This window comes from Pantoea trifolii, from assembly GCF_024506435.1.
Lineage (GTDB): Bacteria > Pseudomonadota > Gammaproteobacteria > Enterobacterales > Enterobacteriaceae > Pantoea > Pantoea trifolii.
In genome coordinates this window covers 549,276-575,725 of sequence record NZ_JANIET010000001.1, presented here as the reverse complement: position 1 = coordinate 575,725, position 26,450 = coordinate 549,276, and the positions used below count along the sequence as shown (strand labels likewise).

The window sequence follows — 26,450 nt, the reverse complement described above, 5'->3', positions numbered from 1 at the left end:
TGCTTAACTGGCGAGCCGGTGAGAAAATCCCTGTCCATATCGCGCCCAGTTCCAGACCCTTCAAACCATCCGTAGCGCAACCTTACCGAACGGTAAGCATCAGGCGGAACAGGCGTGCTCATTTTTGAGCGCAGTCACCCTATTGCAAATGCAAATTATTATCAATAGTATTATTCATCAAGCTTATGTAAATCTCCGCGTAAACACCGACTGGCAGCCCTATGACCTGGCGAAATGATGTAACCGGCAGTGAAGCCTGGTGGCAGGCGCAACAATCCCAAGGCATTCCCCGCATTGCGTTAGCAGACGATGGCCAATGTCAGGTCACCTTCTTCTGGCGTGACCCACAAGGCGATGAAACGCAATCGTCGACCCAGCGCGTGTGGATCAACATCACCGGCGTGACCGATCACCACCAGCGCCGCCCGCCGCAGTCGTTAATGCGCGTGGCGGGCACCAATGTTTGGTATTGGCAGACTTCGTTGCCCGCCAACTGGCGCGGCAGTTACTGTTTGATGCCCGATGATCAGGCCACCGACTTCACCGGCGTTGCCGAGATGTCCACGCTGCGCAACTGGTGGCGCAATAAATTCCCGACGGCGCAGGCCGATCCTTTGAATCACTTACGTGGCTGGTCCGGTGGTCGCGGTATGGGCGTATCGCCGCTGCATCTGCCGCACGCGCCCAATCAACAGCTGTGGCAAGCGGTGGATCACGGCACAGCGCCAGCCATTGAACTGCAACAACAGCAATGGGATAGCGCGCTCTTGGGCAACAGCCGCAAGGTGTGGATTCACACCACCGGCGAGGCCAACCCCGCGCAGCGTCCGCTGGCCATCATGCTCGACGGGCAATTTTGGGCGCACAGCATGCCGATTGCCGGACCGCTGCAGCAGCTCACCGATGCCGGTTCTTTGCCGCCAGCGGTATATCTGTTTATCGACATCATCGACAGCGAACACCGCAGCCGCGAGCTGCCGTGCAACGCGCAGTTTTGGCAAGCCATTCAGCAAGAACTGTTACCGCAAATCGCACAATCAACGCCTTATCGCCAGCAGGCGGACAGCACCATCGTCGCCGGACAAAGCTTTGGCGGCCTGGCGTCGGTGTTTGCCGCGCTGCACTGGCCAGAAACTTTCGGCAACGCGCTCAGCTTGTCCGGATCCTTCTGGTGGCCGGAACGCGGCAATCCACACGGCTGGTTGCTGCAGGCGCTGGATAGCGGTCTCGCGCCGCGCCAACCGCTGCGTTTCTGGCTCGAAGCCGGCAAACGCGAAGGCTTGATTCTGCAAGCTAATCAACAACTTAAACAGCAGCTTAGTGCTGCCGGCTATCAGGTAAATTACCAGCCGGTGGAAGGCGGCCATGACGCGCTCTGTTGGCGCGGCGGCCTGCTGAATGGCTTGCAAGCGCTGTGGAGCAAACCGGAGCATCCATGTCCGAATCCCTGATGAATACGCAAACCGACCAAAAAACCTTGCCGTTAGTCGCGGCACAGCCCGGCATCTGGATTGCCGATCAGCTGTCACCGCACCACAACGCTTACGCGGTGGCGCACTTTGTCGAACTGCGCGGTGAGATTGATAGCGCCCTGTTGGCCCAGTCGATCGTCGCGGGTATGCAGGAAGCCGACACGCTGAACATGGCATTTGGTGAGGTGGAAGGCGAAGCGTTGCAGTGGCCGCAGCCACACGCCTTTAGCCTGCCGCAGATTGTCGATTTGCGTGCTGAGGCCGATGCGCCCGCCACAGCGCGTGCGCTGATGCGTGACGACATGAATGGCGATCTGCGCGTATTAAGCGGCGCAAAACTGTGGCATCACCGCCTGTTCCGTCTCGACGATCAGCATTGGTTCTGGTATCAGCGCTATCACCATTTGGTGGTGGATGGCTTCAGCTTTACCGCGCTGACGCGCCGCATCGCCAACCTTTATAGCGCGGCCGTACGCCAGCAAGCCGCTGAACCAACGCCGTTTATTCCGTTTAGCGAAGTGGTGGACGAGTATCAGCGCTATCGCGAATCCTCCTCCTTTGCGCGTGACAGCCAATTCTGGCGCGAAAAAGGCGCGGCGCTGCCTTCACCGGCTTCGCTCTCGCCGCTGCCGCTCGCCGGACAACATGCCAGCACCGATCTGCTGCGCCACAGCGTGACGCTGGATCGCAGCACCTTCCAGACGCTGGTGCAGCAGCATCCGCACGCCAGCGCCGCCGATCTCGCCTTTGCGCTGGTGGTGCTGTGGCTGGCGCGTCTCAGCGGGCAAAACGACTTTGCCGCCGGTTTCATCTTTATGCGCCGTATCGGCTCGGCCGCCTTGTGCGCCACCGGCCCGGTGATCAACGTATTGCCGATGGCGGTACATTACGATCCGACGCAGCCGATCAGCGCACTCGCCGCCCAGCTGGCGGGCGAAGTGAAAAAGATGCGTCGTCATCAGCGCTATGACGCTGAGCAGGTGCAGCGCGATCTCGGCCGCCTCGGCGATAGCGATCCGCTGTACGGACCGGTGATCAATCTGAAGATGTTTGATTACCAACTCGATTTCGCTGGCGTGGAAGGCATCACACATCAACTGGCATCCGGGCCGGTGCGCGATCTGGAGATCGCCATTTATATCAGCGAGCACGGTGAACTGACGCTGGAGCTATTGGCGAATGCCGAACGCTACAGCGAACAAACTTTGCAGCGTCACGCCAGCCGTTTTGCTCTGCTGCTCAATCAGCTGGCGCAACAACCGCAACGGCCGTGCGGCGAGCTCGATCTGCTGACCGCCGAAGAGCATGCGCAGATTGCCGCGATCAACCAAACCGCCTATCCGCTGCCAGCAGAAACCCTGGCATCCCTGTTAGCGCAGCAGGCAGCACGCACGCCCGATGCCCCGGCGCTGGCCGACGCACAGCATCAGCTTAGCTACCGCGAGATGCAGCAGCAGGTGTTTACGCTGGCCGCCGATCTCAGCACCGCCGGCGTGCAGCGTGGCGATATTGTCGCCGTGGCGCTGCCGCGTTCGGTGCAACTCTCGCTGGCGCTGCAGGCGATTGTTTCGCTCGGGGCCGCCTATTTGCCGCTCGATACCGGATACCCGGATGACCGTTTGCAGCTGATGCTGGAAGACGCCGCGCCGAAAACGCTGATCACCTGCGCGGCGCTCAGCGCGCGCTTCAGCGCCATCGCATCGGTCAATCAGCTGCATTTTGATGTGCTGTATAACAACCCGCATGCGCCGCAGCCGGCCAGCGCGCCGACGCCGCAGGATGGCGCCTACATCATTTACACCTCAGGTTCGACCGGTCGCCCTAAAGGCGTGCTGGTGGGACATGAAGCCATCGTCAATCGCCTGTTGTGGATGCAGGATCGCTATCCGCTGCAAGCCGATGATGTGGTGCTACAGAAAACCCCGAGCAGCTTCGACGTCTCAGTGTGGGAATTCTTCTGGCCGCTGCTGGTCGGTGCGCAGTTGGTGATGGCACCGCCAGAAGCCCATCGCGATCCGGAAGCGCTGCAGCAGCTGTTTGCCCGTTACAAAGTTACCACCACGCATTTCGTCCCCTCAATGCTGGCGGCCTTTGTCGCGGCGCTGGATGATCAACCGGCGATTGCCTGCTGCGCCAGTCTGCGCAACGTGTTCTGCAGCGGTGAAGCGCTGCCGACGGATTTATCACGCGAATGGGAAAAACTGACGCGCGTGCCGCTGCACAATCTGTATGGCCCAACCGAAGCGGCGGTGGATGTCAGCTGGTATCCGGCGTTTGGTGATACCCTGGCCGCCGTCGAAGGCGCCAGCGTGCCGATTGGATTCCCGGTGTGGAATACCGGCCTGCGCATCCTCGATGCCCGCATGCAGCCGGTGCCGCCGGGCGTGGCGGGCGATCTCTATTTAACCGGCGTGCAGCTGGCGCATGGCTATCTCGGCCGTCCCGATCTCACCGCCAGCCGCTTTATCGCCGATCCTTTCATGCCCGGCGAGCGCATGTATCTTACTGGCGACGTGGCGCGCTGGCTGGATAACGGCGCGGTGGAATATCTTGGCCGCAGCGACGATCAGTTGAAGATTCGCGGCCAGCGCATCGAACTGAATGAAATCGATCATGTGCTCAGCGCGCAGCCCGGCATTGAACAGGCGGTCACGCACGCGGTGGTACTCGGCGGTTCGGCGGCGCAAGGTGATGCGCGTCAGCTGGTCGCTTACGTGATTGCAGAGCAGCCGGTTGATAGCGACGCGCTGCGTCAGGCGCTGGCGCAACGCCTGCCTGCGCATATGGTGCCGGTGGCGATTGTGCAGCTCGATGCCTTCCCGCTCAGCAGCAACGGCAAACTGGATCGTAAAGCGCTGCCGTTGCCGCAATCGGCTGGCGTCAGCGCTGGGCGTGCCCCGCTCGCCGGGCTGGAAACCACCTTAGCCAAGGCTTTCTGTCAGTTGCTGGCACGCGAGCAAATCAGCGCGCAGGATGACTTTTTCGCCCTCGGCGGCCATTCGCTGCTGGCGATGCGCTTAGCGGCGCAGCTGCGCCGTGAGCTACAACAGCCGGTTTCGGTGGGGCAAATCATGGTGGCCTCGACGGTGGAGAAACTGGCAACGCTGCTCAGTGATACGCAATCACACCAGCAAGCCGGTTTTGAAGCGGTGCTGCCGCTGCGTCAGAGCAACGGACCGACGCTGTTCTGCTTCCATCCGGCGTCGGGTTTTGCCTGGCAGTTCAGTATTCTGCAGCGTTATCTCAATCAGCGCTGGTCGCTGGTGGGCATTCAGTCGCCGGATATCGACAGCCCGCTGAACCAAAGTGCGCATCTGGATGAGGTGTGTGACGCCCATCTGCAAACCCTGCGCGAGGTGCAGCCACACGGACCTTACTACTTCCTCGGCTATTCGCTGGGCGGAACCCTGGCACAAGGCATCGCCGCACGGCTGGAAGCGGCGGGTGAAGAAGTGGCGTTCCTCGGCCTGCTGGATACCTGGCCGCCGGAAACGCAAAACTGGGATGAGAAACGCGGCGAGAACGTGCTGGATCCGGCGGTGCTGGAAGAGGTCAATCGCGAGCGCGAGCAGTTTATCGCCGCGCAGCGCCATCAGGCCGGTGAAGAGATGCGTGCGATGTTCGATACTATCGAAGCCAACTACGCCAGTTCGGTGCGCCTGCTGGCAACGGCCCGCAGCGCGCGTTTCAACGGTCGCGCCACGCTGTTCCTCGCCGAACAGACGCAGCAGCCAGGACAAGATGCGCGCCACGCCTGGGCGCCGTATGTCGGTGAACTGGAAGTGTGGCCAATGGATTGCGCCCACGTGGAGATCATTTCACCGCAGATGTTTGAGCAGATTGGGCCGTTGTTGCAGCGGTTGTTGCAATAGCGCTCTTTCCCTCACCCTAGCCCTCTCCCGCAAGCGGGAGAGGGAACTAATCTTCTCCTTCTCCCGCTTGCGGGAGAAGGTTGGGATGAGGGCCAGCGCGCACTGTCTTTAACTACTCCCGCGCCCCAGCGGCACAATCATCGGCGTATGCGCCACCGGGTCTTCCACAATGACGCAGCGCAAACCATACACCTGCTCGATCAACGCCGGCGTCACAATCTCCGACGGCTTCCCTTCGGCAACGATCTTGCCGTAACGCATCGCTATCAAATGCGTGGCATAGCGGCAGGCATGATTAAGATCGTGCAGCACCACCACCAGCGTACGACCATGCTGCTGATTAAGATCCTGCATCAACTCCAGCAGCTCAATTTGATGGGTGATATCCAGCCAGGTCGTCGGTTCATCCAGCAGCAGTAATGGCGTTTCCTGCGCCAAAACCATGGCAATCCACACGCGCTGGCGCTGACCGCCCGATAACGTATCTACCGACTGCTGTGCCAAATCGGCCACGCCGGTGGCGCGCATCGCGTTCTGCACCGCCGCTTCATCTTCCGCACGCCAGCGCCCAAACAGCGCCTGATGCGGATAGCGTCCGCGCGCCACCAGCTCAGTGACGCTGATGCCCGCTGGCGCATCCGAACTTTGCGGCAGCAGGCCCAGACGCCGCGCCACCTCTTTGGTGGGATAGCTGGCAATGGCCGCGCCATCCAGCAACACCTCACCTTGCAGCGGTGTATGCAGACGACTCAGCGTACGCAGCAGCGTCGATTTGCCGCAGGCGTTGGGGCCGATAATCACCGTCAGCTCACCTTGCGGAATCGCCACCGACAGATTCTCTGCCACCACCTTTTTGTCGTAGCCCAGCGTCAGGTCATCGCCGCGCAGACGTGAAGGGATCTCGGTCATTGGCGTCGCGCCTCCCGCACCAGTAAAGCAATCAGATAAAGTCCACCGAGAATGACGGTAATCACGCCAACCGGTAATTGATAAGGCAGGAACAGATGCTGGGCGGCGAAGTCTGCGGCTATCAGCAGCAGCGCGCCGCACAGTGCCGCCAGCGGCAACGCACCTTTGACACCGCCGCCGAGACGACGGGCAATCTGCGGCGCCAGTAGCGCGACAAACGAAATCGGCCCGACCAGCGCGGTGGACGCCGCCGTGAGCACTACGCCAATCAGCATCAGCCACATGCGGCTGCGCTCCACCGGTACGCCGAGCGCGCAGGCGGTGTCGTCACCCATCTCCAGCAACCGCATCCGCCGCGCCAGCAGCGCCATTAGCAGTAACGCCAGCAGCAGCACCGCAATCACCGGCGGCGTTTTCGCCCAGGTAATGCCGTTAAGCGATCCGGCGCTCCACAAGCCCGCACTCAACGCCGACTCCAGCGAGGCGCTGATAATCAGCCATGAATTCAACGCCATCAGCAGCGCTCGCACGCTGATGCCGACGATAATCAGGCGGAAGGTTTCCACGCCGTTGCGCCAGGCAAACAGATAGACCAGCGCCGCCGTGGCAATGCCGCCAATTAACGCTGCGCCGGTCATCGCCGTGACGCTTTGATTGAACAGCACCAGCGCCACCAGCACGCCGCTGTATGCGCCGGTGTTGAAACCGAGAATATCCGGGCTGCCGAGCGGATTACGCAGCAGAGACTGGAAAATCGCGCCGCTGATGCCTAACGCGGCACCAATCAACAGCGCCATTAGCACGCGCGGCAAACGCCACTCCAGCACGATCAGTTTGACGTTACTGGCGCCCTGCCCAAGCAGAATTTGCCAGATCTGTTCACCGCTGATCTGCAATGCGCCGCGCGTCATCGCCAGATAAGCCAGCAGAGCGCAGGCGCACAGCAGCCAAAGCGTATGAAGCCAGACACGACGCGTCATAGTGCACCCCGGCCCAATTTACGGCGCACCAGTACAATCAGCATCGGCGCACCGAGCATCGCCGTAACGATGGAAACCCGCAGCTCGCCCGCCACCAGCAGGCGGCCAAGGATATCGGCGGCGAGTAGCAGAATCGGCGTGATCAGCGCGGTGGCGGGCAGCATCCAGCGGTGATCGTTGCCCACCAGCCAGCGAGCAAAGTGCGGTGTCATCAAACCAACAAACGCAATTGGGCCTACCGCCGCCGTGGCTGCGCCGCACAGCAGCGCAATCGCCAGCAGGCCAAGCAGTTGGGTGCGCGCCACCCGCGTACCGAGCGCGGTCGCCATGTCGCCGCCCATACTCAAACTGTTCAGCGCCTGCGACAGCGCAATGGCCACCATGCTGCCGATCAGCACCGCCGGAAACAGCGTGCGCAGCGTGGAGAAGGTGCGAATATCCAGCGAGCCGCTGTGCCAGAAGCGCAGATGATCGTAGATGTCAGGATTAAGCAGCGACAGGCCAGAAGTTAATCCATCCAGCACCGCGCCCAGCGCTACGCCGGCCAGCGTCAGACGCACCGGATTAACGCGCCCGCCGCCAATCGCGCCGGTCATCGCTACCAGCACTGAAGCCAGCAGCGCGCCGCCAAAGGCGAAGCCGAGCCAATCCACCGGCGAGTCCGCACCGAACAGCGCAATGCCAATCACCACCGCGAAACCGGCTCCGGCGTTAACGCCAAGGATGCCGGGATCGGCCAGCGGATTGCGCGTCAGGCTCTGCATTAACGCACCGGCGAGACCCAGCGCCACGCCCGCCAGCAAACCGGCCAGCGTACGCGGCAGGCGCGCGTCACGCACAATGACGCACTCCGCGCTGTTACAGGAGGTGGTAAGCGAATGATAAACATCGGGAAGCGGTATCGATTTTGCCCCCAGCATTAAGCTGAGCGCGATGAGGAGCAAGAGCAGAATCCCTGAGCCTGCTAATGCACGAATCTGGCGCATAGCGTTCTAAACCTTCACTGTTCAACGTCGTCGCATGCGCGATGTAACTTGATAATGGTTATCGTTATTACTCGCGTTTAGCTATGTTACCATGACTCGCCTCGCGGACGATGAGGAAAATTGGTGCAATAAGGCGAACACATGAACAAATCTTCCCACTTTATCGATCTCTCGCTGCTGAAAACCCATCCGGCTTTTCGCGCGGTGTTTATCGCGCGTTTTATCTCGATTGTCGCACTCGGCATGCTCGCCGTGGCGGTGCCGGTGCAGATTCAGCACCTGACAAATTCACCGCTGCTGGTGGGATTGGCGGTGACGCTGGCCGCTGCGGGCATGTTTATCGGCCTGCTCACCGGCGGCGTATTGGCGGATCGCCATGAACGCAAAAAGCTGATTCTGTTTGCCCGATCCACCTGCGGCTTAGGTTTTATCGCGCTGGCCACCAACGCCGCGCTGCCAGAACCCTCTTTGATCGCGGTTTATCTGCTCGGTTTCTGGGATGGCTTTTTCGGCGCGATTGGCGTGACCGCGCTGCTGGCGGCGACGCCCGCGCTGGTCGGCAGGGAAAACATTATGCAGGCGGGCGCGATCACCATGTTGACGGTGCGCTTCGGCTCGATTTTATCGCCAGCGATTGCCGGTCTGGTGATTGCGCATGGCGGCATAACCTGGAACTACGCCCTCGCCGCCTTCGGCACTTTGCTTACCGTGTTAACGCTGCTGAAATTGCCGACGTTGCCGCCTCCGCCGCAGCCGCGTGAACATCCGCTGAAATCCCTCGCCGCTGGCGTGCAGTTTCTTTTCGCCAGCCCGATTGTCGGCATGGTGGCGCTGATTGGCGCATTAGTGACGCTGGCCAGCGCGGTGCGCGTGCTCTATCCATCCCTCGCGCCGCATTGGTCAGTAAGCGCGGACCAGCTTGGCCTGATGTACGCTGCCGTGCCGCTTGGTGCGGCTATCGGCGCATTCACCAGCGGTAGACTGAAACACGCCGCGCGTCCCGGACAGCTGGTGCTCGGCAGCGCGATTGCGGCGTTTATCGCGCTGGGTTTGTTTAGCCTGATGCCGAATCTGCCGCTGGCACTCGCCTGTTTAGTCGCCTTCGGCTACTTCAGCGCCATCAACAGTCTGGTGCAGTACGCGATGATTCAGGCATTAACGCCGGATCATCTGTTAGGCCGTATCAACGGCTTGTGGACCGCGCAGAACGTGACCGGCGATGCGATTGGTGCGGCGGTGATTGGCGCAATGGGTTCATGGCTGCTGCCACCGCAGGCCGCCGCCGTGTTTGGCTTTGCGGCGGCGCTACTGGGCATAGCGATGTGGTTGGTGATGGGCCGTTTACGTCGTTACCATCCGCCAGCACCGGAGCTGGCGGAACAGGCATCATGATTTAACGAACAGCTTTTCCAGACGCGCTAGCAGATTGCTGGCGCTGTAGTAATCGAGACGGAAAGAATCGACGCCCAGCTCGTACACCTGTTTGTTCTGCACGGCAGCGTTTTGCGCAAGGAACGGATTGCCTAACACCGATTGCGTGGTTTTATCGTCAGCGGCAAACAGCAGGAAGGTTTTACCGTTCAGCCCGCTGGCAACGTTTTCACCCGACAGTTGAATGATGTCTTTGCGCTGCCCCATGCTGTGGCCCTGCTCAACCGTCGCCGGTGGCGTTGCCAGGGTGAAGCCAAGTTGTTCCAGCAGCTTGCCCTGCGCCGAGGCTGTGGTCCACAGATTGACCGCGCGCCCGCCACCGTTCCACACCATGGCGGAAACCGGTTGCGGTGGCAGCGTGATGGCTTTTTTCAGTGCCGCTTCGCGATCGTCGAAAGCTTTAATGCGCTGCGCCGCCTGCGCTTCGTGACCTGAAGCCTGGCCTAACAGCGTCACAACATCCTGCCAGCTTTTGTCGTCGTAATTGACCACCAGCGTCGGTGCAATAGCCGAGAACTGTTCGGCGAGTTTAATAGCAGAATCGTTGCCGGTAGCGCTGACGATGATCAGATCCGGCGCTTGCGCAGCAACCGCTTCGGCATTGGGTTCACCGATGTACAGACGTTGCAGATGCTGCTTTTTAGCAACATCGCTCCACTGACGGAAGAAACCCTGATCGTCGGCAAGACGACTGTTTGGTGCGGTTGCGCCGGACGCGATGACCGGTGCATCAATGGCCAGCAGCGAGCCGGTCAGCGTGACGCTGGTCGAGACAATGCGCTGCGGCGCGTGATCAAGAGTGATTGACCCGTTGGCGCCCTGCACGGTGCGCGGCCAACCTTGTTCAGCGTGGGCGATGCTGGTGAAAATCTGGAAAACACATATAAGGGCTGCAATGCCCCAAAAACCGCATTTATTCATAAGTTTTGGTCCACTTTTTAGCATATTGCCCTGCTTAGCGTCAGCGCCTGATTACGTTTAAACGCAGCTGAAATCCCGCGAATGGATTGACACCTTTGCCCAATCGACGTAGGTTACAGGCCCATAATAAAAATGATAATCATTCTTAATAATCTTATCATTTATAGGTGAAAATTATGGTGGAATCTTCCACGTTTGAAAATGCCTGGCTGAAGGATTATTCCGCGCTAAGCCGTGGTTTCCTCTTTACCTCGCCGTGGCGTAGTTTGGCAACGCAAGGATGCTATACCACCATTACCGCGCCGGTAGCAGACGCCGCGTCGCTGGACGGTGATTTCCAACAACAGCTGCGTCAGCATTTTGCCGCGGCAAAAAAACAGGGCATCGACAATCCGATTCTGGTCGGCGCGATCCCGTTTGACGTCAGCCAACCGGCTGCGCTGTTTATTCCTGAAACCTATCAGACGTTTAACCGCGCCGACCTGCAAAGCGCGCTGCCGCAAAACGTCAGCGATCTGCCGCAGGTGCGTCGTCGCGCAGCGATACCGGACCACGACGTATTTACCACCATGGTGGCCGATTCGGTGGCGGCCACGCAGCGCGGCGATCTGGATAAAGTGGTGCTGTCGCGTCTGATGGATATCGTCACCGAACAGCCGGTTGATACCGCCGCACTGATGCAGCGCGTGATTGCGCAGAACCCCAACAGCTACCATTTCCATCTGCCGCTGCCGCAAGGCGGTGCGCTGATTGGCGCCAGTCCGGAGCTGATGCTGCGCAAACAGGGGCGCGATTTTAGCTCTTGCCCGCTGGCGGGCTCGGCGCGGCGTAATCACGACGATGCTCAACAGGATCGTGCAGCAGGCGATACGCTGATGGACTCCGGTAAAGATCGTCACGAGCACAAACTGGTGACCGATGCGATGCGCGACACCCTGCAGCCGCGCAGCCGTTTGCTGTCGGTGCCAACTATTCCATCGCTGATCACCACCGCCACGCTGTGGCATCTCGCCACGCAAATTGACGGTGAAGTGCAGGATGAGCGCGAAAATGCGCTGTCGCTGGCCTGCCTGCTGCATCCAACGCCAGCACTGAGCGGCTTCCCGCATCAGCGCGCGCAGCAGCTCATTCAGCAGCTGGAACCTTTTGATCGTCAACTGTTTGGCGGCATCGTCGGCTGGTGCGATAGCGAAGGCAATGGCGAATGGGTGGTCACCATCCGCTGCGGCACCGTGCAGGGTACGCGCGTACGCCTGTTTGCTGGCGCGGGCATTGTCGCCGACTCCCAACCCGAATCAGAGTGGCGTGAAACCGGCGTGAAGCTGGACACCATGTTGCGCGCCTTTGGACTGCAATAAAGGAAAGAGCATGAGCATTCCCTATACTCGCTGGCCGGACGATCTGGCTGCGCGCTACCGTGAAAAAGGTTACTGGCTGGATGTGCCGATGACCGACATTCTGGTGCGTCATCAGCACAATGATGCCATCGCGGTGATTGATGGCGATCGTCAGATCAGCTATCGCGAAATGGATGTGCTGAGCAGCAATCTGGCCGCCGCGCTGCAGCGTCGTGGCCTCCAAAACGGCGATACGGCGCTGGTGCAGCTTGGCAACGTGGCTGATTTTTATGTCACGGTATTTGCGCTGTTTAAGCTCGGCGTGGCGTCGGTATTTGCGCTGTTCAGCCATCAGCGTACCGAGCTGAGCGCCTATGCGGCGCAGATCGAACCTAAGCTGCTGATTGCCGATCGCACTCACGCGCTGTTTGCTGACGATAGCTTTATCAGCACGCTATGCGATGCGCAGCCTTCTCTGCAGCAGGTGATTCTGCGCAATGACAACCAGCCGGAAAACACGCTGGAATCCTTGATGGCGGAAGCTGCGGGAGATTTCGTCGCCACGCCAACCGCCGCCGATGAAGTGGCATTTTTCCAGCTCTCTGGCGGCAGTACCGGCACGCCGAAGCTGATTCCGCGCACCCACAACGACTATTACTACAGCATTCGCGCCAGTGATGAGATCTGTCAGGTGACCGCCGATACGCGCTATCTCATCGCCCTGCCCGCACCGCATAACTTCGCGATGAGCTCACCGGGCTCGCTCGGCGTATTTTATGCCGGTGGTCAGGTAATTCTGGCCGCCGATCCCAGCGCCACGCTCTGCTTCCCGCTGATCGAGAAGCATCAGGTCACCGATACCGGTTTGGTGCCGCCGGCGGTGAGCTTGTGGTTACAGGCGATTCAGGAATGGGGCAGCAATACACAGCTGGCCTCGCTGCAGCGTATTCAGGTGGGCGGTGCCAAACTGGGCGAAACCCTGGCGGCACGTATTCAGCGTGAAATTGGCTGTCAGCTGCAGCAGGTGTTCGGCATGGCTGAAGGTCTGGTGAACTACACCCGCTTTGGCGACGATGAGAACATCATTCTCACCACGCAAGGCCGCCCGATCTCTGAAGATGATGAAGTGTGGGTCGCCGATGAACATGGCAACGCGTTGCCAACCGGCACCATCGGCCGCCTGATGACGCGCGGCCCTTACACCTTCCGAGGCTACTACAAGAGCCCGGAACATAACGCCGCCAGCTTCGACGCCAACGGGTATTACTGTTCGGGCGATCTGATTGAGATCGACGCTCAGGGCTACATCACCGTGCAAGGGCGCGAAAAGGATCAGATCAATCGCGGTGGCGAGAAGATCGCCGCAGAAGAGATCGAAAACCTGCTGCAGCGCCATCCGGATGTGATCCACGCCGCGCTGGTGTCAATGAACGACGAACTGATGGGTGAAAAGAGCTGCGCCTTTATTGTCGCCAGCCAACCGATTAAAGCAGTGGCGCTGCGTCGTCACCTGCGCGAACTGGGCGTGGCCGAGTTCAAATTACCTGACCGTATTACCTGCGTAGATGCCCTGCCGCTGACGCCTGTCGGCAAGGTGGATAAAAAACGTTTACGCCAACAGCTTGCCGATCAACAAGCGCAAGCCTGACCTGTTCCGGAGATTGTAATGGCTATTCCAAAACTGAACGCTTACGCGCTGCCTGCAGCGACTGAACTGCCAACCAATAAAGTGAAGTGGGTGTTGGAACCTCAGCGCGCCGCGCTGCTGATTCATGATATGCAGGCTTATTTCCTCAATTTCTGGGGCGAAAACAGCCCGCTGGTTAATCAGGTGGTGGAAAACATCGCTCGCCTGCGTGCTTACTGCAAAGCGCAGGGCATTCCGGTGTTCTACACCGCCCAGCCGAACGAGCAGAGCGATGCCGATCGCGCGTTGCTTAATGACATGTGGGGACCGGGCCTGAACAAACATCCGGATCAGCAGAAGATCGTTGATGCGCTGGCACCGGATCAGGACGACCAGGTTCTGACCAAATGGCGTTACAGCGCCTTCGTGCGCTCACCGCTGCAATCGATCCTGCAGGAGATGGGCCGCGATCAGCTGATCATCACCGGCGTGTACGCACATATCGGCTGCCTGACCACCGCGACTGACGCCTTTATGCGTAACATCCAGCCGTTCATGGTGGCGGATGCGCTGGCCGACTTCACGCGTGAAGAGCACATGATGGCGCTGACTTACACTGCGGGTCGCAGCGGTAAAGTGGTGATGACCGCCGATCTGATGCCGCTGCCGTTGAGCAAAGACGATCTGCGTGCGCTGATTCTGCCGCTGCTGGAAGATGACGATGTGCCGGAAGATGACGAGAACCTAATCGATTACGGTCTGGATTCGGTACGCGTAATGGCGCTAGCGGCGCGCTGGCGTCAGGTGCACAGCGATATCGACTTCGTCAGTCTGGCAAAAAATCCGACCGTCGATGGCTGGTGGGCGCTGTTATCAAGGGTGCCGACTAAATGAGTGCGACGTTCGACTTTAGCGGAAAGATTGTCTGGGTGACCGGCGCGGGCAAAGGGATTGGTTATCACACCGCGCTGAGCTTCCATCAGGCAGGTGCGCAGGTTATCGGCTTCGATCTGCGTTTCGATCAAGCCGACTATCCGTTCACCACGCAGGTATTGGATGTCGCGAACGCCGCCGAGGTGAAAGCGGTTTGTCAGCGTTTGCTGGCGGACCAGCCACGTCTGGATGTGCTGGTGAACGGTGCCGGCATCCTGCGTATTGGCAGCACCGATGAACTGGCGTTTGAAGATTGGCAAGCGTGTCTGGCGGTGAATGCCGGCGGCGCGTTCAACATGTTCCAGCAAACCTTGCCGGTGTTTCGCCAGCAGCGTGCGGGCGCGATTGTCACCATCGCGTCAAATGCGGCACATGCGCCACGTCTTGGGATGTCCGCTTATGGCGCGTCCAAGGCCGCACTGCGCAGCTTGTGTCTGACCGTGGGTTTGGAAATGGCGCCGTTCGGCGTGCGCTGCAATATCGTCTCGCCAGGTTCCACCGATACCGATATGCAACGCAGCCTGTGGCATACGCCAGAAGCCGAGCAGGAGATGATTAACGGTTTTCCGGATCAGTACAAGCTGGGGATCCCGCTGCGTAAGATCGCTAAACCGCAGGAGATCGTTGCTAACGTGATGTTCCTCGCCTCGGATCTTGCCAGCCACGTGGTACTGCAGGATATTGTGGTCGACGGTGGCGCAACGCTGGGATCCTAAGTGATGGCAATCTGGAAACGATCGGTCGACCTTGAAACGCTGAATAAGATGGGTGAGAACTCGCTGGTGGCACACGTTGGCATTGTGTTTACCACCATCGGTGAAGATTATCTCGAAGCCACCATGCCGGTGGATGCCCGCACGCAGCAGCCGTTTGGCTTGCTGCACGGCGGTGCTTCGGTGGTACTGGCGGAGTCGATGGGATCGATCGCCGGTTATCTCAGCATCGAAGACGGCAAAAGCGTGGTGGGCATTGAGGTGAGTGCCAGCCACCATCGCGCGGTAAGCAGCGGTGAAGTGCGTGGCATTTGTCGCCCGCTACACCTTGGTGCGCGTAATCAAAGCTGGCAGATTGAGATTCGTAATACCCGCGATCAGCTGTGCTGCACCTCAAGATTGACGGTGGCGGTGCTGGGTTAAGAGATAAAAAAAGCGGCCTTCTGGCCGCTTTTTTGTGCGATTAACGCTGGTAAATGATTTCGACGCCTTCGTCGTCTTCTTCGTCCCAGTCGTCATCCCAATCGTCGTCTTCTTCCACTTCCTGCGCCGTTTCCATGGCTTCACGGTGATAATCATCCCACATGAAGGCCACTTTCTCTGGCTCTTTAGCTTCTTCTTCGGCTTCTTTTGGATTTTCGATGATAAAGCTCATCACATCCCAGCAAAGATCTTTCACGCCATCATGGCTAGCCGCAGAGATTAGGTAATATTTTTCTTCCCAGCCTAATGCTTCCACTACCGCTTTGGCACGACTTTCCGCTTCTTCGCGGCTCAGCAGGTCACATTTGTTGAACACTAACCAACGCGGCTTCTGGAACAGTTTATCGCTGTACTTCTCCAACTCGCCGAGAATGATGCGGGCATTTTCTACCGGATCAGATTCATCGATAGGGGCAAGATCGATCAGGTGCAGCAGCACGCGGCAGCGCTCAAGGTGCTTCAGGAAGCGAATACCCAAACCTGCGCCATCCGCTGCGCCTTCAATCAGGCCAGGAATATCAGCGACAACAAAACTCTTTTCGTTGTCCATACGCACCACGCCAAGGCTTGGCACCAGCGTAGTAAACGGATAATCCGCAACTTTTGGTTTCGCCGCGGAAACCGAGCGAATAAAGGTCGATTTACCGGCATTCGGCAGACCCAGCATACCAACGTCAGCCAGCAGCATCAGTTCCAGTTGCAGGTCACGCTTCTCGCCCGGTGTTCCCATGGTTTTTTGACGCGGGGAACGGTTAACCGAGGATTTAAAGCGCGTGTTGCCAAGGCCATGCCAGCCGCCTTTCGCCACCATCAGCTTCTGCTCATGACGCGTCATGTCGCCCAGCGTTTCGCCTGTACCTTGGTCAATGACGCGGGTACCGACCGGCACTTTAACGATGATGTCTTTACCACGTTTACCGGTGCAATCACGGCTTTGGCCATTCTGGCCACGTTCGGCACGGAAAGACTTTTCAAAGCGATAATCGATCAGGGTGTTGAGGTTTTCATCCGCCAACAGATATACGTCGCCGCCGTCGCCGCCGTCGCCGCCATCCGGGCCGCCTCTTGGAATATATTTTTCACGGCGGAAGCTTACGCAACCGTTGCCGCCATCACCCGCGACCGCAAGGATCGTCGCTTCATCTACAAACTTCATTTTATTTCTCCGTCACGCTGTCGTTCACGGCAGCTTGCAGGCCGCAAACGGGTCCGCCAGGGTCTTCTGCGCTGACCGACGGCGGATAATACAAGACTGGCAAAGCCAGGAGTACATAAATTGTACAACAACTGTGCTAAAGCGTAACTGTTATCCAGCAAGCTCAGTAGCAGAATGTAAAAAGCCCCGCAAAGCTGCGGGGCCTTTCATTCGTGTATTCAGACGGTAGACGTCTGCAGCACGACAACCTTACTCAGCAACGATGCTGATATATTTACGGTTGTTCGGGCCTTTAATCTCGAATTTTACTTTGCCGTCTGCGGTGGCAAACAGGGTGTGGTCACGACCACAACCTACGTTGCTACCTGCGTGGAATTTGGTGCCACGCTGACGAACGATGATGCTACCTGCCAGAACAGATTCGCCACCGAAACGTTTTACACCCAGACGTTTTGCGTTGGAGTCGCGACCGTTACGGGTCGAGCCACCAGCCTTCTTATGTGCCATTTGTCAGATCTCCTCTTACGCGCCGATCACAGTGATTTTCACATCTGTGAACCACTGACGGTGACCAGCTTGCTTACGGTAGTGTTTACGACGACGAAACTTAACGATTTTAATTTTCTCGCCACGACCGTGAGCCACAACTTCTGCCTTGATCACACCGCCTGAAACCAGTGGCGCGCCGATTTTCACGTCTTCGCCATTTGCGATCATCAGAACCTGGTCAAACTCAATGGTTTCACCGGTTGCGATGTCCAGCTTTTCCAGGCGAACGGTCTGACCTTCGCTTACTCGGTGTTGTTTACCACCACTTTGGAAAACCGCGTACATATAAAACTCCGCTTCTGCGCGTGCCTTTCTTGTTCATCAGGCGGCGCGATAAATATTCACAATAGGGCGCGAATTCTACGCAATACTCCAGCAGAAGACAAGAGCACTTTGCACACTCTTGCAGAAAAAAAGCGCAAGGCGAATGCAAACGTTTCGCAACCCGATTTTTCAAGTACAATCAGTAACAGATTACCTGAACTCACGCTGTTTAAAGCGCTTACCATGCAAAAAACGAGTAAAGCTGAAAAGACGAATGAACTTAGAACAGATTAATGAATTAACCGCGCAGGACATGGCGGCCGTCAACCAGACCATCCTCGAGCAGCTGAATTCAGAAGTCTCACTGATTAACCAGTTGGGCTATTACATTATCAGCGGCGGGGGCAAACGCATCCGTCCGATGATCGCTGTGCTGTCGGCACGCGCGCTGAATTATCAGGGATCGTTGCACATCACCAATGCGGCGCTGATCGAATTTATCCATACGGCGACGCTGCTGCACGATGATGTGGTGGATGAATCCGATATGCGCCGTGGCAAAGCCACCGCGAACGCCGCGTTTGGTAATGCGGCTAGCGTGCTGGTGGGCGATTTTATCTATACGCGCTCATTCCAGATGATGACCAGCATGGGATCCTTAAAGATCCTGGCGCTGATGTCGGAAGCGGTCAACGTGATCGCCGAAGGGGAAGTGCTGCAGTTAATGAACTGCAACGATCCCGACATCACTGAAGAGAGCTACATGCGGGTGATCTACAGCAAAACCGCCCGCCTGTTCGAAGCAGCTTCGCAAGCATCGGCGATTTTAGCTGATGCGTCGCCAGCGCAGGAAAAAGCACTGCAGGATTATGGTCGCTATCTTGGTACCGCTTTCCAGTTAATTGATGATTTGCTGGATTACAGCGCGGATGGCGAAACACTGGGTAAAAATACCGGTGACGACCTGAGCGAAGGCAAACCGACGCTGCCGCTGCTGCACGCGATGCACAATGGAACGCCTGAGCAAGCGCAGATGATCCGCAAAGCGATTGAAGAAGGCAACGGTCGTCATCTGCTGGAACCGGTGCTGGCAGCGATGCAACAAACTGGCTCGCTGGAGTGGACGCGTAAACGTGCTGAAGAAGAGGCGGATAAAGCTATCTCAGCACTGCAAGTATTACCTGAAAGCCCGTGGCGCAGCGCACTTGAAGCGCTGGCGCACATGTCCGTACAACGCGACTTCTGATTTTAACGGGGCCTGAATTGGTCCCGTTTCCTTTCTCACTCTTCTCCCCTTTACTTACATCGCTTGCATCACTTTTGCGAAAAGCGACGCAGTTTCGTGCGCCGTTCAAACATTTACTGGAAATTAACTGGAAACATTTGCTATAAAAATGCGGGTTTTTTCCAGATATCTCTGCGACGGGAAAGCTTTTTCAGCGGAGATGAAGTAATAACACGGACACGGAGAAGAAAGTTATGTACCCAAGGAAAGTGGATTGGCACCCGGCAGATATCATTGCAGCATTACGTAAGAAAGGCACATCACTGGCAGCGCTGTCACGGGAATCAGGGCTTAGCTCGTCAACATTGGCCAATGCGCTGTCGCGCCCCTGGCCCAAAGGCGAATGGCTAATTGCCAATGCGATTAAGGTGCATCCGGCAGAGATCTGGCCGAGCCGATATTATGATCCTTTTACCGGTCTGCTGAAGGATCGCAAAAAGCGCATACGAGCGCCCAAAGATCGTAAAAAGATCTGACCATACTGCAGATGAAAAAAAACCAGCCGCGTTACCGTGACTGGTTTTTTAATGCGCAAAGGTAAAAATTATTCGCCGCTTACGCGCTCGATATTTGCACCCATCGCTTTCAACTTGTCTTCGATGTGCTCATAGCCACGGTCGATGTGATAGATACGATCAACTAGCGTGGTGCCTTCTGCAATACAACCCGCCAGCACCAGGCTCGCTGATGCACGCAGATCGGTGGCCATTACCTGCGCACCCGACAAGGTTTCAACGCCATGACAAATCGCGGTGTTGCTTTCGATTTCCGCATGCGCGCCCATACGAATCAGTTCAGGGATATGCATGAAGCGGTTTTCGAAGATGGTTTCGGTAATCACACCGGTTCCTTCTGCCACCAGGTTGAGCAGCGTGAACTGCGCCTGCATGTCAGTTGGGAAGCCTGGATGCGGCGCCGTACGGATATTCACCGCTTTTGGGCGCTTGCCGTGCATATCCAGGCTGATCCAATCTTCGCCCACTTCGATCTCTGCACCCGCCTCACGCAGTTTAGACAACACCGCATCCAGCGTATCGGGCTTAGTGTTGTGGCAAACAACTTTGCCACGTGAAATCGCTGCAGCGACCAGGAAAGTACCGGTTTCGATACGATCTGGCAGAACGCGATATACGCCGCCGCCCAGACGCTCAACACCTTCGATGGTGATTTTATCTGTGCCCGCACCCGTGATTTTCGCGCCCAGCGTGTTGAGGAAGTTTGCCGTATCGACAATCTCCGGCTCACGCGCGGCATTCTCAATAATGGTGATGCCGGTAGCCAGCGTCGCCGCGCTCATGATGGTGACGGTAGCGCCAACAGACACTTTATCCATCACGATGTGCGCGCCTTTCAGGCGGCCATTCACCGAAGCTTTAACGTAGCCTTCTTCCAGCTTAATTTCCGCACCCAGCTGTTCCAGACCAGTAATGTGCAGATCAACCGGACGCGCACCGATGGCGCAACCGCCCGGCAGTGAAACCTGGCCCTGACCAAAACGCGCCACCAGCGGACCCAGCGCCCAGATCGAAGCACGCATGGTTTTCACTAAATCGTATGGCGCACTGAAAACATTAACTTCGCGAGCATCAACGTGGACCGAACCATTACGCTCAACGCGCGCACCCAGCAGATTCAGCAGCTTCATGGTGGTATCGATATCACGCAGCTTCGGTACGTTCTGAATCTCTACCGGCTCTTCAGCCAGCAGCGCAGCAAACAGAATCGGCAACGCAGCATTCTTCGCCCCGGAAATGGTCACTTCACCACTTAAACGAGTGGGGCCTTGCACACGAAATTTGTCCATTAACACGGCTCTCAATTATCTATCAATAAAACAACCGGTGAGGCACTCAGAAACCGTTGAGTTTACGGTCGCGCGCCCACTCGGCTGGGGTATAAGTTTTGATGGAAACCGCATGAATACGATTATCCGCAATATATTCCATCAGCGGCGCGTACACAGCCTGCTGCTTCTTCACGCGGCTCAGTTCGCCGAACATTTCGCCCACTGCGATGACCTGAAAATGGCTGCCATCGTTGCTAAGTACGTGTACTTCTTCTAATGCCAGCGCCTGCATCAGCACGGCCTGAACTTCACTATTTTCCATCGCTCGTTACTTCACTTAATAATAATAAGGCTGCCATCTTAGAGGAAAGCGCCTGACTCTTAAATACGCAAAAGCCCCTGAAAAAATCAGGGGCTTAGCATCGACATCCGCAGATCAGGCGATTTTTTCCGCAGAAACAATAATCTGCTGCAGGTTATACAGCGTGATCAGTGACTGAAGTTTATCGGAGATGCCAGAGAAAAGTGGCACGCTGCCTTGGGCTCGCGCGATTTCACGCAGATGCACCAACAGCGCTAAACCCGCTGAATCGACCCTTTCCAGCCCGGCAACGTCGATGGTGGTGATATCCGCCACCGCAGTGTCACGTTCCTGCCACAAGGTCAGCAAAGTATCACGATCTAATTTGCCGCTTAAAGCCAGCGTGCTGGCAGTACGCTGCCAGCGTAACGGTTCACTCATTATTGCTTTTTATCCAGGGTGATCGGCTGTGCTGCATAGACTTTCAGCTGAGCCGTCAAGCCATCAATGCCTTTGGTGCGCAACAGGTCGCCCCACTCATTCTGTTTCGTGGTGATCATGCTGATGCCTTCGGCCACCATGTCATACGCCTGCCAGTTGCCGGTCTGGCTGTTCTTGCGCCACTGGAAATCGAGGCGCACCGGCGGACGACCATTCGGATCGATAATGGTGACGCGAATCGCTACGATATTGGCATCGCCAATCGGCTGTTCCGGCTGGATTTGGTAAGTTTGACCGTTATACAGCGCCAGCGCCTGGCCGTACGCCTGCGCCAGATAATCACCGAACGCGGCAAAATAGGCATCGCGTTGCGCCGGTGTCGCATCGCGATAATAGCGACCGAGAACTAACGCACCGGCATATTTTACCTGTACATAAGGCATCAGTTCCTGACGCACCACTTCGCGCAGATAGTTCGGATCCTGCTTAATCTTCGGCTGTTCGTTTTTCAGACGGGTGAAGGTCTTTTCCGCCGCTTCGTTCATCAGCTTGTAAGGATTAGTTTGATCCGCTGCGGCGTTGGCTGCCAGCGGTGCGATTGCCAACACGGCAATCATCAGTAAGCGTCTAAACATCATGTTTTACCTCGTTGGTTATTCCGTTGTTGCAGGTGCTGCTGGTGCGCTCTCCGCACCCTGGGATTTGTCGTTGGGTTTGTTATCGCCGCTCTTATAGAGGAATTGACCGATGAGGTCTTCCAGCACCAGTGCCGATTTGGTGTCACGCAGCGTGCCGCCATCTTTCAGCATCGAAGAGCCAAGTTCAGGATCGTCAAAACCTAAATTCAACGCCAGGAACTGCTCACCCAGCAGACCTTGGGTGCGGATGGCTAATGAGCTGGTGTCTGGAATCTTATTGGCGAATTTATCGCTGATATCCATGGTCACACGCGGAGAAAGGGTTTTCTCATCAAGCGCGATATCTGATACACGGCCAATTAACACGCCGCCAATTTTTACCGGAGAACTGACTTTGAGTCCGCCAATATTATCGAAGGTGGCATACATCTTCCACGTCGGTTCGGTGCCGATTGTTTTAAGATCGGCGACGCGAAGAGCGAGGAATAACAGCGCCAGCAGCGCAGCCAGCATGAAGACGCCAACCCAGATTTCGTTTTTCTTGCTTTGCATTGCATCAATTCCCAAACATCAGTGCTGTCAGCACAAAATCCAAACCGAGTACCGCCAGTGAAGCATGCACCACGGTACGCGTCGTCGCCCGACTGATCCCTTCCGAGGTCGGGATGGCATCATAGCCATTAAATAGCGCAATCCAGGTTACCGTAACGGCAAAGACCGCGCTTTTGATCATGCAGTTAACGACATCAGTGCGGAAATCCACCGCGTTCTGCATCGCCGACCAGAAGAAACCCGGATCGATCCCTTTCCAGCTCACCCCCACCAGCGCGCCACCGGCAATACCGACGGCGGTAAAGATCAGCGCCAGTAGCGGCATGCTGATAAAGCCGGCCCAGAAGCGCGGTGATACCACGCGACGTAATGGATCGACGGCCATCATCTCCATGCTCGAGAGCTGTTCAGTGGCTTTCATCAGCCCGATTTCTGCGGTTAACGCTGAACCTGCCCGGCCGGCAAACAGCAATGCGGTCACTACCGGACCGAGTTCACGCAGCAGCGAGAGCGCCACCAGCATGCCAAGGCTGGTTTCAGCATTGTAGGTGGTCAGCACCAGATAGCCTTGCAGACCCAGCACCATGCCAATAAACAGGCCGGATACCACAATGATCAGCAACGATAATACGCCCACGCTGTAGAGCTGTTTTACCAGCAGCGGCGCATGGCGACGAAACGCCGGCTTACCCACCAGCGCATGAAAGAGCATGAGGCCTGCGCGGCCAAAAGCGGCACAGGTATTAATTCCCTGACGTCCAAATGACGCTAGCGCCTGTAACAACATCAGTTTACGTTCTCCCTGAGCGGGTCAAGTCGCTGAGATAATCGCCAGCGGCAAAGCGAAACGGCACCGGACCATCCGCATGACCCTCGATAAACTGGCGCACACGCGGATCGGGATTTTCCCGCAGTTCCGGCGCGCTGCCCTGAGCAATAATTTTTTGTCCGGCAACAATATAGGCATGATCGGCAATGCTCAATACCTCAGGCACATCGTGTGAAACCACAATGCAGGTCAGGCCCAAAGCATGATTAAGTTCGTCAATTAATTTCACCAGCACGCCCATGGTGATCGGATCCTGGCCGACAAAAGGCTCATCGAACATGATCAGTTCCGGTTCCAGCGCGATAGCACGCGCCAGCGCCGCACGGCGCGCCATACCGCCGGAGAGTTCGGCAGGCATCAGTTTCGCAGCACCACGCAAACCCACCGCTTCCAGCTTCATCAATACGGTGCTGTGCAACAGTTCTGGTGGCAGTTGCGTATGTTCACGCAATGGCCAGGCAACGTTTTCATACACGTTGAGATCGGTAAACAGCGCGCCTGACTGAAACAGCATGCTCATTTTTTTACGCGCTTCGTACAATTTCGTGCGGGAAAGCGTCGGGATATTCTGATCGCGGAACCAAATCTCGCCTTTATCGGGCTGTAATTGCCCGCCAATCAGACGTAAAAGCGTGGTTTTACCAATTCCGGACGGCCCCATGATCGCGGTGACTTTACCGGCGGGTACCGTTAACGAGATATCGTCAAAGATTGTACGATCTCCGCGCGTGAAACTGACGCCACGAACCTCAACCAGATTCGTTTGCTGCTGGATCATCTTTACCTCTTTATGCGGATCGGGCGCTATCAAAACGGTGGATGGTAGCCTGGTCGCCTCGAATGCACGATAGTTTTACAGAAACTTACCCACTTAGTGTGGCGAAAACGGCCTTAAAATTTACTTTTGCCTCTCAGACAGTCAAAATCAGCGCCTGTTAGTGTGTGCAGAATGTTTTTACCTGTCGGACAAGGTTCGCCGACACCTCCATCCATCAAGGATTTTTAATGTTCGTAGCCTCTGCCTTGCTGTTTATCGGATTGATTTTACTGGTTTACGGCGCCGACCGTCTGGTATTTAGCGCCGCGATCCTCTGTCGATCCTTTGGCATCCCACCACTGATCATAGGCATGACGGTGGTGAGCATTGGCACATCATTGCCGGAATTAATTGTCTCATTTTCGGCCGCACAGCATGGACAGATGGATTTAGCGGTTGGCACCGCGCTGGGCTCGAACATCACCAACATTCTCTTGATTCTGGGTGGCGCAGCGTTGCTCCACCCATTGACAGTACACTCCAATCTGATTCGGCGCGAACTGCCATTAATGCTGCTAGTCTCACTGCTCAGCGGCATCATGCTGTTTGATAATCATCTGAGCCGTCTTGATGGCGTTGCGCTGCTACTGATCGCGCTGGGTTATCTGCTGGTGGTGATCCGCATTGCTCGCCGCGCTGAACGTGACAATAACGACACGCTCACCCGTGAACAGCTGGCCGAACTGCCGCGCGACGAAGCTGGCAACACCGTGGCCTTTCTGTGGCTGGCAGTCGCGCTAATTATTCTGCCGATGTCAACGCGGATGGTGATCGACAACGCCACCGTCTTTGCCGACTACTTCGGTGTGAGCGAACTGGTGATGGGCCTGACGCTGATTGCCGTCGGCACCAGCTTACCCGAACTGGCTACCGTTGTGGCCGGCGCGCTGAAAGGTGAGGACGATATCGCTATCGGTAACCTGATCGGCGCCAACATTTTCAATCTGGCGATTGTGCTCGGCCTACCAGCGCTGATTCATCCCGGCAGCGTTGATGCGCATGCCTTCGCACGTGATTACTGGGTGATGCTGGCAGTGAGCGTGCTGTTCGCCCTGCTCTGCCTGCTGCGCAAACGCCGTATTGGCCGTATCGCAGGCACACTATTATTAGGTGGTTTTATCGCGTGGGTGCTGTGGCTGTGGCTCAGCCCCATGCTTATCACAAGCTATTAAGGACGGACTGACCATGTCACATCAGCAACCGGATTTCGATTTTCAGCAAGCAGGTAAAGCGGTGCTGCGCATCGAACGCGAAGGGCTGGAGCAGCTTGATCAATATATCAATGATGATTTCGATCGCGCTTGCGCGATGATCTTTGCCTGCCGAGGCAAAGTGGTGGTGATGGGCATGGGAAAATCCGGACATATCGGTAAAAAGATGGCCGCGACGTTTGCCAGCACCGGTACGCCCTCTTTCTTTGTGCATCCCGGTGAAGCCAGCCACGGCGATCTCGGCATGGTCAGCACCAATGACGTGGTGATCGCGATTTCCAATAGCGGTGAATCCGGCGAAATCCTGGCGTTGGTGCCGGTGTTAAAGCGCCAGAAGGTGCAGCTGATCTGTATTACCGGGCGTCCGGACAGCGCGATGGGCCGCGCCGCGGATGTGCATCTGTGCGTGAAAGTGCCGCAGGAAGCCTGTCCGCTCGGCCTGGCGCCGACCACCAGCACCACCGCGACCTTAGTCATGGGTGATGCGCTGGCCGTGGCGTTGCTGGAAGCGCGCGGATTTACCCAGGAAGATTTTGCGCTGTCGCATCCCGGCGGTGCGCTGGGCCGCAAACTGCTGCTGCACGTCAGCGATATCATGCACAGCGGCGATGAAATCCCGCACGTCAGCCGTGATGCGTCGATGCGTGATGCGCTGCTGGAAATTACCCGCAAGAATCTTGGTTTAACGGTGATTGTCGATGACCTGATGAAAATCGAAGGCATCTTCACCGATGGTGACTTGCGCCGCGTGTTCGATATGGGCATCGATTTCCAGAAAGCCACCATTCAGGAAGTGATGACCAGCGGCGGTATTCGCGTGCGCCCGAATATGCTCGCGGTCGATGCCCTTAATCTGATGCAAAACAAAAACATCACCGCCCTGCTGGTGGCCGATGACGATCGCCTGCTCGGTGTGGTACATATGCATGACATGCTGCGCGCTGGCGTAGTCTGAAC

26 protein-coding genes are annotated in these 26,450 nt (G+C 57.1%); 12 read left to right on the top strand and 14 right to left on the bottom strand.

The features are described 5' to 3' along the window. The first annotated feature begins 221 nt into the window (after positions 1-221). Positions 222-1,451: an enterochelin esterase gene (gene fes, locus NQH49_RS02540; protein ID WP_256698279.1), complete on the top strand. Its 1,230-nt coding sequence runs from the start codon at positions 222-224 to the stop codon at positions 1,449-1,451. Then, complete coding sequence (locus tag NQH49_RS02535) at positions 1,436-5,344, top strand: enterobactin synthase subunit F (protein ID WP_256698277.1); 3,909 nt, start codon at positions 1,436-1,438, stop codon at positions 5,342-5,344. The genes fes and NQH49_RS02535 overlap by 16 nt, the downstream gene beginning before the upstream one ends. 108 nt (positions 5,345-5,452) lie before the next feature. Here the strand turns inward: NQH49_RS02535 and NQH49_RS02530 are convergent, their stop codons facing one another. The 3 genes from NQH49_RS02530 to fepD are packed head-to-tail and all read right to left on the bottom strand — an operon-like array spanning position 5,453 to position 8,219. Continuing rightward, positions 5,453-6,253, bottom strand: coding sequence for an ATP-binding cassette domain-containing protein (locus tag NQH49_RS02530; RefSeq protein ID WP_256698276.1), 801 nt, complete (start codon positions 6,251-6,253; stop codon positions 5,453-5,455). Then, on the bottom strand, positions 6,250-7,233 hold the full coding sequence (gene fepG / locus NQH49_RS02525; RefSeq protein ID WP_256698275.1) for an iron-enterobactin ABC transporter permease: 984 nt from the start codon (positions 7,231-7,233) through the stop codon (positions 6,250-6,252). Before fepG ends, NQH49_RS02530 begins: the two co-directional genes overlap by 4 nt. Further along, positions 7,230-8,219 (bottom strand): Fe(3+)-siderophore ABC transporter permease, encoded by a 990-nt coding sequence (gene fepD / locus NQH49_RS02520; RefSeq protein WP_256698274.1) that lies wholly within the window; start codon positions 8,217-8,219, stop codon positions 7,230-7,232. The genes fepG and fepD overlap by 4 nt, the downstream gene beginning before the upstream one ends. Before the next feature lie 141 nt (positions 8,220-8,360). Between fepD and entS the strand changes: the two genes are divergently transcribed. Further along, complete coding sequence (gene entS, locus NQH49_RS02515) at positions 8,361-9,611, top strand: enterobactin transporter EntS (RefSeq protein ID WP_256698273.1); 1,251 nt, start codon at positions 8,361-8,363, stop codon at positions 9,609-9,611. Here the strand turns inward: entS and fepB are convergent. Continuing rightward, positions 9,606-10,571, bottom strand: a complete 966-nt coding sequence (gene fepB / locus NQH49_RS02510; RefSeq protein WP_256698272.1) for a Fe2+-enterobactin ABC transporter substrate-binding protein — start codon at positions 10,569-10,571, stop codon at positions 9,606-9,608. The two genes, entS and fepB, sit on opposite strands and share 6 nt — an antisense overlap. A 176-nt stretch (positions 10,572-10,747) precedes the next feature. Between fepB and NQH49_RS02505 the strand changes: the two genes are divergently transcribed. Genes NQH49_RS02505 through NQH49_RS02485 form a run of 5 tightly spaced genes read left to right on the top strand, consistent with a single transcriptional unit; the run spans position 10,748 to position 15,604 of the window. Continuing rightward, entirely contained in the window at positions 10,748-11,929 is a 1,182-nt protein-coding gene (locus tag NQH49_RS02505) for an isochorismate synthase (RefSeq protein ID WP_256698270.1), read from the top strand. A gap of 10 nt (positions 11,930-11,939) precedes the next feature. Then, positions 11,940-13,556 (top strand): (2,3-dihydroxybenzoyl)adenylate synthase, encoded by a 1,617-nt coding sequence (locus NQH49_RS02500; protein WP_256698269.1) that lies wholly within the window; start codon positions 11,940-11,942, stop codon positions 13,554-13,556. Positions 13,557-13,574: 18 nt separating this feature from the next. Then, positions 13,575-14,429, top strand: coding sequence for an isochorismatase family protein (locus tag NQH49_RS02495; protein ID WP_256698267.1), 855 nt, complete (start codon positions 13,575-13,577; stop codon positions 14,427-14,429). After that, complete coding sequence (gene dhbA, locus NQH49_RS02490; protein ID WP_256698266.1) at positions 14,426-15,184, top strand: 2,3-dihydro-2,3-dihydroxybenzoate dehydrogenase; 759 nt, start codon at positions 14,426-14,428, stop codon at positions 15,182-15,184. The genes NQH49_RS02495 and dhbA overlap by 4 nt, the downstream gene beginning before the upstream one ends. 3 nt (positions 15,185-15,187) lie before the next feature. After that, positions 15,188-15,604, top strand: a complete 417-nt coding sequence (locus NQH49_RS02485) for a hotdog fold thioesterase (protein ID WP_256698265.1) — start codon at positions 15,188-15,190, stop codon at positions 15,602-15,604. Positions 15,605-15,644: 40 nt separating this feature from the next. Here NQH49_RS02485 and cgtA read toward each other — a convergent pair whose 3' ends face one another. The 3 genes from cgtA to rplU all read right to left on the bottom strand — a co-directional run bounded on the left by cgtA (position 15,645) and on the right by rplU (position 17,654). Next, positions 15,645-16,820: an Obg family GTPase CgtA gene (gene cgtA, locus NQH49_RS02480; RefSeq protein WP_008104343.1), complete on the bottom strand. Its 1,176-nt coding sequence runs from the start codon at positions 16,818-16,820 to the stop codon at positions 15,645-15,647. Positions 16,821-17,069: 249 nt separating this feature from the next. Then, positions 17,070-17,327 carry a 50S ribosomal protein L27 gene (gene rpmA / locus NQH49_RS02475; RefSeq protein ID WP_007886647.1) on the bottom strand — a complete coding sequence of 86 codons (258 nt, stop codon included), beginning with the start codon at positions 17,325-17,327 and terminating at the stop codon, positions 17,070-17,072. Between the two features lie 15 nt (positions 17,328-17,342). Beyond that, positions 17,343-17,654 carry a 50S ribosomal protein L21 gene (gene rplU / locus NQH49_RS02470; protein ID WP_007886644.1) on the bottom strand — a complete coding sequence of 104 codons (312 nt, stop codon included), beginning with the start codon at positions 17,652-17,654 and terminating at the stop codon, positions 17,343-17,345. 253 nt (positions 17,655-17,907) lie between these two features. Between rplU and ispB the strand changes: the two genes are divergently transcribed. Together ispB and NQH49_RS02460 are read left to right on the top strand one after the other, a co-directional pair. Beyond that, complete coding sequence (ispB, locus tag NQH49_RS02465) at positions 17,908-18,879, top strand: octaprenyl diphosphate synthase (RefSeq protein WP_008104346.1); 972 nt, start codon at positions 17,908-17,910, stop codon at positions 18,877-18,879. A gap of 233 nt (positions 18,880-19,112) precedes the next feature. Further along, the gene (locus NQH49_RS02460) at positions 19,113-19,394 is read left to right on the top strand and encodes a helix-turn-helix domain-containing protein (RefSeq protein WP_256698264.1); all 282 of its coding nucleotides are present in this window, start codon (positions 19,113-19,115) and stop codon (positions 19,392-19,394) included. 68 nt (positions 19,395-19,462) lie between these two features. On the opposite strand, the gene murA is transcribed toward NQH49_RS02460, so the two are convergent. The 7 genes from murA to mlaF form a co-directional block, all read right to left on the bottom strand. Then, entirely contained in the window at positions 19,463-20,722 is a 1,260-nt protein-coding gene (murA, locus tag NQH49_RS02455; RefSeq protein WP_008104349.1) for a UDP-N-acetylglucosamine 1-carboxyvinyltransferase, read from the bottom strand. A gap of 46 nt (positions 20,723-20,768) precedes the next feature. After that, positions 20,769-21,026, bottom strand: coding sequence for a BolA family iron metabolism protein IbaG (ibaG, locus tag NQH49_RS02450; protein ID WP_008104351.1), 258 nt, complete (start codon positions 21,024-21,026; stop codon positions 20,769-20,771). A gap of 114 nt (positions 21,027-21,140) precedes the next feature. Further along, on the bottom strand, positions 21,141-21,446 hold the full coding sequence (gene mlaB / locus NQH49_RS02445; RefSeq protein ID WP_256698262.1) for a lipid asymmetry maintenance protein MlaB: 306 nt from the start codon (positions 21,444-21,446) through the stop codon (positions 21,141-21,143). Further along, a complete protein-coding gene (gene mlaC, locus NQH49_RS02440; protein ID WP_256698472.1) occupies positions 21,446-22,081 on the bottom strand; it encodes a phospholipid-binding protein MlaC in 636 nt (211 codons plus the stop codon). The genes mlaB and mlaC overlap by 1 nt, the downstream gene beginning before the upstream one ends. A gap of 18 nt (positions 22,082-22,099) precedes the next feature. Continuing rightward, on the bottom strand, positions 22,100-22,636 hold the full coding sequence (gene mlaD / locus NQH49_RS02435) for an outer membrane lipid asymmetry maintenance protein MlaD (protein ID WP_256698261.1): 537 nt from the start codon (positions 22,634-22,636) through the stop codon (positions 22,100-22,102). Between the two features lie 4 nt (positions 22,637-22,640). Next, positions 22,641-23,423, bottom strand: coding sequence for a lipid asymmetry maintenance ABC transporter permease subunit MlaE (gene mlaE, locus NQH49_RS02430; protein WP_007886633.1), 783 nt, complete (start codon positions 23,421-23,423; stop codon positions 22,641-22,643). A gap of 4 nt (positions 23,424-23,427) precedes the next feature. Further along, positions 23,428-24,243 carry a phospholipid ABC transporter ATP-binding protein MlaF gene (gene mlaF, locus NQH49_RS02425; RefSeq protein WP_008104360.1) on the bottom strand — a complete coding sequence of 272 codons (816 nt, stop codon included), beginning with the start codon at positions 24,241-24,243 and terminating at the stop codon, positions 23,428-23,430. A 227-nt stretch (positions 24,244-24,470) separates the two neighbouring features. On the opposite strand from mlaF, the gene NQH49_RS02420 reads away from it, so the two are divergent. Next, positions 24,471-25,454: a calcium/sodium antiporter gene (locus tag NQH49_RS02420; RefSeq protein WP_008104362.1), complete on the top strand. Its 984-nt coding sequence runs from the start codon at positions 24,471-24,473 to the stop codon at positions 25,452-25,454. 13 nt (positions 25,455-25,467) lie between these two features. Next, complete coding sequence (kdsD, locus tag NQH49_RS02415; RefSeq protein WP_101762279.1) at positions 25,468-26,448, top strand: arabinose-5-phosphate isomerase KdsD; 981 nt, start codon at positions 25,468-25,470, stop codon at positions 26,446-26,448. Positions 26,449-26,450: the final 2 nt, after the last annotated feature.

What these genes read in the sequence shown, in the direction of transcription:
- fes (WP_256698279.1), top strand. Translation starts at nt 222, where the DNA reads ATGACCTGGCGAAATGATGTAACCGGCAGTGAAGCCTGGTGGCAGGCG.
- NQH49_RS02535 (WP_256698277.1), top strand. Translation starts at nt 1,436, where the DNA reads ATGTCCGAATCCCTGATGAATACGCAAACCGACCAAAAAACCTTGCCG.
- NQH49_RS02530 (WP_256698276.1), bottom strand. Translation starts at nt 6,253, where the DNA reads ATGACCGAGATCCCTTCACGTCTGCGCGGCGATGACCTGACGCTGGGC.
- fepG (WP_256698275.1), bottom strand. Translation starts at nt 7,233, where the DNA reads ATGACGCGTCGTGTCTGGCTTCATACGCTTTGGCTGCTGTGCGCCTGC.
- fepD (WP_256698274.1), bottom strand. Translation starts at nt 8,219, where the DNA reads ATGCGCCAGATTCGTGCATTAGCAGGCTCAGGGATTCTGCTCTTGCTC.
- entS (WP_256698273.1), top strand. Translation starts at nt 8,361, where the DNA reads ATGAACAAATCTTCCCACTTTATCGATCTCTCGCTGCTGAAAACCCAT.
- fepB (WP_256698272.1), bottom strand. Translation starts at nt 10,571, where the DNA reads ATGAATAAATGCGGTTTTTGGGGCATTGCAGCCCTTATATGTGTTTTC.
- NQH49_RS02505 (WP_256698270.1), top strand. Translation starts at nt 10,748, where the DNA reads ATGGTGGAATCTTCCACGTTTGAAAATGCCTGGCTGAAGGATTATTCC.
- NQH49_RS02500 (WP_256698269.1), top strand. Translation starts at nt 11,940, where the DNA reads ATGAGCATTCCCTATACTCGCTGGCCGGACGATCTGGCTGCGCGCTAC.
- NQH49_RS02495 (WP_256698267.1), top strand. Translation starts at nt 13,575, where the DNA reads ATGGCTATTCCAAAACTGAACGCTTACGCGCTGCCTGCAGCGACTGAA.
- dhbA (WP_256698266.1), top strand. Translation starts at nt 14,426, where the DNA reads ATGAGTGCGACGTTCGACTTTAGCGGAAAGATTGTCTGGGTGACCGGC.
- NQH49_RS02485 (WP_256698265.1), top strand. Translation starts at nt 15,188, where the DNA reads ATGGCAATCTGGAAACGATCGGTCGACCTTGAAACGCTGAATAAGATG.
- cgtA (WP_008104343.1), bottom strand. Translation starts at nt 16,820, where the DNA reads ATGAAGTTTGTAGATGAAGCGACGATCCTTGCGGTCGCGGGTGATGGC.
- rpmA (WP_007886647.1), bottom strand. Translation starts at nt 17,327, where the DNA reads ATGGCACATAAGAAGGCTGGTGGCTCGACCCGTAACGGTCGCGACTCC.
- rplU (WP_007886644.1), bottom strand. Translation starts at nt 17,654, where the DNA reads ATGTACGCGGTTTTCCAAAGTGGTGGTAAACAACACCGAGTAAGCGAA.
- ispB (WP_008104346.1), top strand. Translation starts at nt 17,908, where the DNA reads ATGAACTTAGAACAGATTAATGAATTAACCGCGCAGGACATGGCGGCC.
- NQH49_RS02460 (WP_256698264.1), top strand. Translation starts at nt 19,113, where the DNA reads ATGTACCCAAGGAAAGTGGATTGGCACCCGGCAGATATCATTGCAGCA.
- murA (WP_008104349.1), bottom strand. Translation starts at nt 20,722, where the DNA reads ATGGACAAATTTCGTGTGCAAGGCCCCACTCGTTTAAGTGGTGAAGTG.
- ibaG (WP_008104351.1), bottom strand. Translation starts at nt 21,026, where the DNA reads ATGGAAAATAGTGAAGTTCAGGCCGTGCTGATGCAGGCGCTGGCATTA.
- mlaB (WP_256698262.1), bottom strand. Translation starts at nt 21,446, where the DNA reads ATGAGTGAACCGTTACGCTGGCAGCGTACTGCCAGCACGCTGGCTTTA.
- mlaC (WP_256698472.1), bottom strand. Translation starts at nt 22,081, where the DNA reads ATGTTTAGACGCTTACTGATGATTGCCGTGTTGGCAATCGCACCGCTG.
- mlaD (WP_256698261.1), bottom strand. Translation starts at nt 22,636, where the DNA reads ATGCAAAGCAAGAAAAACGAAATCTGGGTTGGCGTCTTCATGCTGGCT.
- mlaE (WP_007886633.1), bottom strand. Translation starts at nt 23,423, where the DNA reads ATGTTGTTACAGGCGCTAGCGTCATTTGGACGTCAGGGAATTAATACC.
- mlaF (WP_008104360.1), bottom strand. Translation starts at nt 24,243, where the DNA reads ATGATCCAGCAGCAAACGAATCTGGTTGAGGTTCGTGGCGTCAGTTTC.
- NQH49_RS02420 (WP_008104362.1), top strand. Translation starts at nt 24,471, where the DNA reads ATGTTCGTAGCCTCTGCCTTGCTGTTTATCGGATTGATTTTACTGGTT.
- kdsD (WP_101762279.1), top strand. Translation starts at nt 25,468, where the DNA reads ATGTCACATCAGCAACCGGATTTCGATTTTCAGCAAGCAGGTAAAGCG.